The sequence below is a fragment of the Pseudoclavibacter sp. RFBI5 genome, from assembly GCF_002931395.1.
In the GTDB taxonomy this organism is placed as follows: domain Bacteria; phylum Actinomycetota; class Actinomycetes; order Actinomycetales; family Microbacteriaceae; genus Pseudoclavibacter.
In genome coordinates, this window is the sequence record NZ_PSYA01000015.1 from 93,052 (window position 1) to 100,542 (window position 7,491).

Consider the following 7,491-nt stretch of genomic DNA (forward strand, 5'->3'; position numbering starts at 1 on the left):
GACTCATCCTGGCGGTCTCCTTTGGCTCGACCGGATGTAATGTGATCGATCACACCACGCAGACGCCGTGAGCGCAAGCCCAGAGTTGTGGACGCGACCCGGCTAGCTCTCGAGGGTCATCCGACGAGTCGAGGCGCGGCTGATCAGCTTCGGCAGCACGTTCGGGATGCCCTCGTCGCCGTCGAGGAGTCGCGCGACGCACTGGGCCCCCGCGGCGGCGAAATGCTGCCGAACGGTGGTCAGTGGCGGCCAGAAGTGCGCGGCCTCCGGGATGTCGTCGAAGCCCACGACACTCAGGTCGTCCGGCACGGAGACGCCGGCATCATGCGCCGCGTGGAGCACGCCGAGGGCGGTCTGGTCGTTCGCGCAGAACACAGCCGTCGCGTTCGACTCGAAGATCTGGGCCGCGGCCAGATAGCCAGCGCCGGGGGACCAGTCCCTGGCGTCGATGTGTCGCGCGTCAAGGCCCCGCGACTCCATCTCGAGACGGAAGCCCCGGAGGCGGGAGGTGGCGTCGATCCAATCGCTGGGGCCGGCGAGGTGCACCACGTTGATGTGCCCCAGGTCGAGCAGGTGGGCCGTCGCCACGCGGGCGCCCTCGAGCTGATCCTGAGCAAGGTCGGCCCCTCCCTCGGTGGCCCATGCCTGCAGCGTCACGAACGGGATGCCCGACTTCATGCTGCTCAGCGCCTCGAGGAGGGGGGTCTGCGGCGCGACCGCGACGATGCCCTCGACGTTGAGGCTCGCCAGGTTCCCGAGGGCCTGCTCGATCGACGCGACATCGAAGCCGTCCGTCTGTTCGACGATCGTCGTGTAGCCCCGTGCGCGCGCGGCTTCCGTGATGGCGATGATGCTCGACGACGGGCCGTACTCGCCGTTCGCGGTCGAGAGGACCCCCAGTGTTCGGCTCCGCTTCGAGGAGAGTGCCCTCGCGGCGAGGTTCGGGCGGTAGTCGAGCTCGCCCATCGCATCCAGCACCTTCTGCCGAGTGGCCGGGCGGACGCTCGAATGGTCGTTGAGGACCCTCGAGACGGTCTGGTGGGAAACCCCGGCGGCACGCGCGACGTCGAACACGCTTGCGGCCCGCTTGGGCTTCATCGCATCCACAGGTCCGTTCGTCATTCCGCAATTATGCCCGCAGCCAGCGAGTGGCGGTGCCCGAATAACGATTGAGATTGGCGGTTGCGCTCCCCGGATGTGATCGATAACATTTCGGCAGATGCGAGGAAGCATCCCACGGCGCAGCATCACGACGGCCCAGGCACGAGTGAACTGCTCTCAACGAGGAGAGACAAGCGTGAACAAGTCAACGATCAAGACCATCGCCGGGATCGCGATGGCAGGAGCACTCACTCTGAGCATGGCGGCCTGCTCCGGAGGTTCAGGAGACACGGCCGCAGGCAGCGACGGAGAGCTCATCACCGTCGGCTTCGTCGCCGTCGGACCAGAAGGCGGCTGGCGCACCGCGAACGAGCAGAACATCCAGGACTCGTTCTCCACCGAGAACGGCTTCGAGCTCAAGTACGCACCCGCGACCAACGGGGACCAGAACTCGCAGATCACCGCATTCACCTCGTTCATCGACGAGGGCGTCGACGCCATCCTGCTCTCCGCCACCGAAGCCACCGGCTGGGAGAGCGTCCTCGAACGAGCCCAGGAAGCCGAGATCCCCGTCATCCTCCTGGACCGCGGCATCGAGCCGAACGACGAAGCCCTCTACACGAGCCACATCGCCCCCGACAACGTGGGGATCAGCTCAGCCGCAGCCGAGTGGGCGAACGGGCAGTTCGCAGACGGAGGCAACTACGTCGTGCTCGAAGGTCCCCCCGGACTCTCCGTCGTCAACGACCGCAACAAGGGGTGGGACGAGAGCATCGACTCGAAGCTGACGAAGCTCGAGAGCCAGTCGGCGAACTGGTCGACTGAAGAGGCCAAGAGCGTCTTCGAGACGATCCTCAAGTCGAACAGCAACGACGTGCAGCTCGTCTTCGCGCAGAACGACGAGATGGGACTCGGCGCAGCCCTCGCCGTCGAGGAAGCCGGACTCAAGCCGGGCACCGACGTGAAGATCATCACGATCGACGGCACCAAGGCCGCCCTCGAAGCGCTCGCAGCTGGCCGCCTGTCCTTCGTCGCCGAATACAACCCGCTGTTCGGTGACGTCGCCGTCGACGTCGTGAAGTCCGCGGTCGCCGGCGAGAGCGTCGAGAAGAACATCGTCGTCGAGAGCGTGACCTTCGACTCGCCGGAGGCCGCGACCACCGCCCTCCCCGACCGCAAGTACTGACAGCGCTCGTGCCCCGGCGCGCCGCCGCTCTCTCGGCGGCGCACCGGGCGCACCCACCCCACACACTCGACGCCGGCCCACCGGCAGAACGCTAGGCGATCATGGCAGCGAACCAGCCAATCGTTGAGATGAGCGGCATCTCAATCGAGTTCCCCGGAGTGAAAGCACTCCAAGACGTGAACTTCCGGCTCTTCCCCGGCGAAGTGCACACCCTCATGGGCGAGAACGGCGCGGGGAAGTCCACCCTCATCAAGGCACTCACCGGCGTCTACAAGATCGATGCAGGCGCCATCCTGATCGGCGGCGAGGAGCGGCAGCTCAGGGGCACGGCAGACGCCCAAGCCGCTGGCATCTCCACGGTCTATCAAGAGGTGAACCTCTGCGACAACCTCTCCATCGGGGAGAACGTGATGCTCGGGCACGAAGTGCGTGGGCCCCTCGGAATCAACTGGCGCAAGACGAACGCGGCAGCGCGCGACGCACTCGCGGCACTCGGACTCGACCACCTCGACCCGAAGCGCTCCCTCTCGAGCATCTCGCTCGCGATGCAGCAGCTCGTCGCGATCAGCCGAGCGATGGTCATCAGATCGAAGGTCCTCATCCTCGACGAGCCGACGTCGAGCCTCGACGCGCAGGAAGTGGATGGGCTCTTCGCCGTCATCCGCCAGCTTCGCGAGCAGGGGGTCGCGATCCTGTTCGTCTCCCACTTCCTCGACCAGGTGTACGCGATCAGCGACCGGCTGACCGTGCTCCGCAACGGCCAGTTCGTCGGCGAGTACGCCACCGCCGAGCTCAGCAGAAGCGATCTCATCTCGAAGATGATCGGCAAGGAGTTCTCGACCCTCGAGTCGCTGGGCGCCAACCGACGGGTCGACGCTCGCGACGGCGACGACGTCCCCCTCTACCGCGCTCAGGGCATCGGCCGAAAAGGCTCCATCGATCCCGTCGACATCGAGGTCCACCGCGGAGAGGTCGTCGGTCTCGCCGGACTGCTCGGATCGGGGCGCACCGAGCTCGGGCGCCTGATCTACGGGGCAGACAAGCCAGACGCCGGAACGGCACACCTGAACGGAGCGCCTGTCGAGGTGCATTCGCCCGCCGCCGCGCTCGGCAAGCACATCGCCTTCTCGACCGAGAACCGTCGAGACGAGGGCATCGTGGGCGACCTCACCGTTCGCGAGAACCTGATCCTCGCCGTCCAGGCCAGACGAGGCTGGGCCCGCCCGCTGTCCAGAAGAGAGCAGAACGAGCTCTGCGCCAAGTACCTGACCGAGCTCAACGTCCGCCCCGCCGACCCGGAGCGCGCCATCCGCAACCTCTCCGGAGGCAACCAGCAGAAGGTGCTCCTCGGGCGCTGGCTCGCCACGAAGCCCGAGCTGCTCATCCTGGACGAGCCGACCCGCGGCATCGACGTGGGAGCCAAGGCCGAGATCCAGGAGACCATCGCGCAGCTCGCCGAAGACGGCATGTCGGTCATCTTCATCTCGTCGGAGCTCGACGAGGTGGTCAGGCTCAGCGAGCGGATCGTCGTCCTCAAGGACCACAGGAAGATCGCGGAGATCGCCAACGGCCCCGACGTCACCGCGGACCTCATTGTCCAGACCATCGCCGCCGACGGAGTCGACGCGCAGCTGCCGGACACCCCGTCCACCCCACCCGCATCCACTGACGTCGAGGGAGCCCACGCATGAGCCAGACCACGGCCCCGCTCGGCACACCGACCACCGACAGCCCCGCCGAACCGCCCCGACGCCGACGAGACACCGACCACCCGGTGCGCGGCGCGCTCCGGCAGCCCTACATCTGGGCGGTCGTCGCACTCGTGCTGCTCATCATCATCAACCTGCTCAAGGACCCGGGCTACCTGGGCATCTCGGTCAACCAGGCGACCGGCGACCTCAACGGCAACATCATCGACATCCTCCGCGCAAGCGCACCCGTCATGATGATCGCCGTCGGCATGACCCTCGTGATCGCTACGCGCGGCATCGACCTGTCCGTCGGCTCCGTCATGGCCGTGGCGGGTGCCGTCTCGATGGAATTCATGGCGTCCGCGCAGAACTCCTTCGGCTCTGCACTGACCGCCATCGGCCTTGCGCTGCTCATCAGCGCGCTCCTCGGCACCGTCAACGGACTCCTCGTCTCCGTGGTCGGCCTGCAGCCCTTCATCACCACGCTCATCATGATGCTCGCCGGTCGCGGGCTCGCGAAGGTCATCACCGCCGGCCAGAACACGTCGGCGAGCAACGACTCGTTCCGCTGGATTGCCAACGGCACGATCGGCGGGTTCCCCGTGATCTTCCTGCTGGCCGTCGGCATCGTCGTCCTCGTCGCGCTGCTCGTGCGACGCACCGCGCTCGGCCTCATGATCGAGTCCATCGGCATCAACCCCAAGGCCTCCCGCATGGCGGGCATCCGCCCCATCGGGCTGCTCTTCTTCGTCTACATCTCGAGCGCGATCCTCGCTGGCGTCGCGGGAATCCTCAGCACCGCCACCGTCATGACGGTCGAAGTCGCCAAGACAGGATCGGCGTCGGAGATGGATGCGATCCTCGCCGTCGTCATCGGCGGCACGTCGCTCGCCGGGGGCAAGTTCTCGCTCACGGGCAGCGTCATCGGCGCCCTGCTCATCGCGACGCTGGACAAGACCGTCGTGTTCCTCTCCATCCCATCCTCAGCCACGCCCGCGTTCAAGGCGATCGTGATCGTCCTCGTCTGCCTCCTGCAGTCGCAGCGCGTCCGCGACTTCTTCAAACGGCGACGAGCCAAGACCCCCACCGGACCCGCGAGTTTCGCACCAGCCCAGAAGGCGGTTGCCGCATGACCACCATCGTCGAACAGACCAGCGAGGTCACCAGGCTCGCGAAGTTCAAGCCGAACCTCGACTCCCTCCCGACGCTCGCCGCCGTGGTCATCTTCGTCGGGATGCTCGCATACGGGGAACTCGCGTACGGCGGGATCCTGCAGTTCAGCACCCTCTCCAACCTCCTCATCAACAACGCCTACCTGATCGTCCTCGCCATCGGACTGACCTTCGTCATCCTGACGGGCGGCATCGACCTCTCCGTCGGCGCGGTCATCGCCGTCAGCAGCCTGATCGGGGTCATGCTCTCCAGCGCAGGGCTCCCCGCGATCCTCGTGATCGTGCTGATGATCGGCGTCGGCTCGCTCTTCGGCCTCGCCTCCGGAATCCTCATCCACTCCTTCCGAGTGCAGCCGTTCATCGCGACCCTCGCGATGATGTTCCTCGCCCGCGGGCTCGCCTCGATGCTCAGCACCGAGCCCCAGCGACTCGCGGACGACTCGCCCATCCGCGGCCTCTCCACCGAGATCAAGATCATCGACGGGCCGAAGATCAACGACCTCGTCGTCACCCCCGCCGTCGTCATCGCGGTTCTCCTCGTCGGTGTCGCCTTCTTCATCCTGCACCGCACCCGCTTCGGGCGGACCGTCTACGCCATGGGAGGCTCGGAGCAGTCCGCGCTGCTCATGGGGCTCCCCGTCGCTCGAACGAAGATCATGATCTACGTCATCAGCGGCACCCTCGCGGGCATCGCGGCAGTGCTCTACACCTCGAAGCTCGGGATCGCGCAGAACATCACGGGCGTCGGATGGGAACTTGACGCGATCGCGGCGGTCATCATCGGCGGCACGCTGCTGACCGGCGGCGGTGGGTTCGTGCTCGGCTCAGTGGTCGGCGCCCTCGTGCTGGGTCTCATGAACGTCCTCATCACCCGCGACGGCAGCATCCCTCCCGAGGCGACGACGATCATCACCGGCGGCATCCTGCTCGTGTTCGTGCTGCTGCAGCGGGCCGTCACCTCCCGGAAGCGACGAACGCAATAGCGGCGGGCGCTGTGCCTGGCGAGCCTCCCTGCGCGAGCCTAAACTCAGCCCATGACCGGCATCACCGCAAGGGGCGCGCGCGTCTGCGTGGCGGTCCTCGCGGCGGCTGCGCTCGCGTCGCTGAGCGCCTGCTCGGCGAGCCCGGCCCTCACGATCGGTGCGGATGCGCCTCCCGCGGTCACCGAGACTCCATCAGCCGCCGCACCTCCGGCGGCGAGCGGCGAGCAGTTCACGCCCGTCGTCGTCTCCGCCCTCGCCGCGCCCATCCCCGTGCTCGGCACTGATGAGCGCATCCACCTCGCCTACGAGCTGCAGCTCACCAACGGGTCGCCGTCGAAGGTGAAGATCCACGCGGTCGAGGCGAGCAGCGGCGGAACGGTGCTGCAGGAGCTCGAGGGCGACGACCTCGACGACGTGATGCGCGTCGCCGGTGCCACCGATGGTGGAGGGCTCGAGCTCGGGCCTGGGCAGAACGCGACGGTGTGGATGGACGCGACCGTCGCGTCCGGCACCGACGTGCCCGACCTCATCGACCACACCGTCACCGTCGAGATGCCCAAGGCGCAACCGCCGCTGTACGAGAAGACCATCGCCGAGACCACGCAGGCCGTCGCCGTCGACAGACGCGAGGTCGCCGTCATCGGCCCGCCCCTCACCGGCAGCGGATGGCTCGACGCCAACGGCTGCTGCGGCCTCACCGCCCACCGCGGCGCCGTCAGCCCCATCAACGGCGCCTACTGGGCGCCGGAACGCTGGGCCATCGACTACGTCAAGCTCACCCCCACCATGCGGCTCTACGAAGACTCCCGCGACAACGCGCGCAGCTACCCCGGCTTCGGCGAGAACGTCATCGCCGTCGCCGACGGCCCCATCGTCGCCATCACGAGCGACCGCCCCGAGCAGGATGCAGGCACAGCCCCCGGCCCGACCCTCACCCTCGACGAATACGGCGGCAACTACGTCGTGCAGGACATCGGCGGCGGCAACTACGCGTTCTACGCCCACCTCAAGACCGGCAACCCCTTCGAGCTCCGGGTCGGTCAGCAGCTCGCCCGCGGCGACCGCCTCGGGCTGCTCGGCAACAGCGGGAACAGCGACGCCCCGCACCTCCACTTCCATGTCATGGACTCCCCGAACCCCCTCGCCTCCAACGGACTGCCGTTCGTCTTCGACACGTTCACGCTCGACGGCCAGGTCACCTCGCAGGCCGCGCTCGACGCCGGCGAACAGGGCAAGGCCTACAAGGTCGACAAGGCGAACGCCGGAGAGCGCACCAACCAGGTGCCGCTCACCGGCGTTCGCCTTGTCGACCTTGTAGGCCTTGCCCTGTTCGCCGGCGTCGAGCGCGGCCTGCGAGG

At 67.3% G+C, this 7,491-nt stretch carries 6 protein-coding genes; 5 read left to right on the forward strand and 1 reads right to left on the reverse strand.

Features of this window, described 5'->3' with window-relative positions; genetic code table 11:
* Positions 1 to 102: 102 nt before the first annotated feature.
* Positions 103 to 1,122, reverse strand: coding sequence for a LacI family DNA-binding transcriptional regulator (locus tag C5E06_RS17690; protein WP_228496680.1), 1,020 nt, complete (start codon positions 1,120 to 1,122; stop codon positions 103 to 105).
* Between the two features lie 175 nt (positions 1,123 to 1,297).
* Between C5E06_RS17690 and C5E06_RS17695 the strand changes: the two genes are divergently transcribed.
* The 5 genes from C5E06_RS17695 to C5E06_RS17715 form a co-directional block, all read left to right on the forward strand.
* A complete protein-coding gene (locus tag C5E06_RS17695; RefSeq protein WP_308471441.1) occupies positions 1,298 to 2,287 on the forward strand; it encodes an ABC transporter substrate-binding protein in 990 nt (329 codons plus the stop codon).
* 128 nt (positions 2,288 to 2,415) lie between these two features.
* Positions 2,416 to 3,978, forward strand: coding sequence for a sugar ABC transporter ATP-binding protein (locus C5E06_RS17700; protein ID WP_374953247.1), 1,563 nt, complete (start codon positions 2,416 to 2,418; stop codon positions 3,976 to 3,978).
* A complete protein-coding gene (locus tag C5E06_RS17705; RefSeq protein ID WP_104307733.1) occupies positions 3,975 to 5,111 on the forward strand; it encodes an ABC transporter permease in 1,137 nt (378 codons plus the stop codon). The genes C5E06_RS17700 and C5E06_RS17705 overlap by 4 nt, the downstream gene beginning before the upstream one ends.
* A complete protein-coding gene (locus tag C5E06_RS17710; RefSeq protein WP_104307734.1) occupies positions 5,108 to 6,133 on the forward strand; it encodes an ABC transporter permease in 1,026 nt (341 codons plus the stop codon). The genes C5E06_RS17705 and C5E06_RS17710 overlap by 4 nt, the downstream gene beginning before the upstream one ends.
* Before the next feature lie 51 nt (positions 6,134 to 6,184).
* A partial coding sequence (locus tag C5E06_RS17715; protein ID WP_104307735.1) for a M23 family metallopeptidase occupies positions 6,185 to 7,491 on the forward strand: 1,307 nt, incomplete at its 3' end.

Bases quoted from the DNA above. Each gene is read 5' to 3' on its own strand.
- C5E06_RS17690 (WP_228496680.1), bottom strand. From the start codon at position 1,122: ATGACGAACGGACCTGTGGATGCGATGAAGCCCAAGCGGGCCGCAAGC.
- C5E06_RS17700 (WP_374953247.1), top strand. From the start codon at position 2,416: ATGAGCGGCATCTCAATCGAGTTCCCCGGAGTGAAAGCACTCCAAGAC.
- C5E06_RS17705 (WP_104307733.1), top strand. From the start codon at position 3,975: ATGAGCCAGACCACGGCCCCGCTCGGCACACCGACCACCGACAGCCCC.
- C5E06_RS17710 (WP_104307734.1), top strand. From the start codon at position 5,108: ATGACCACCATCGTCGAACAGACCAGCGAGGTCACCAGGCTCGCGAAG.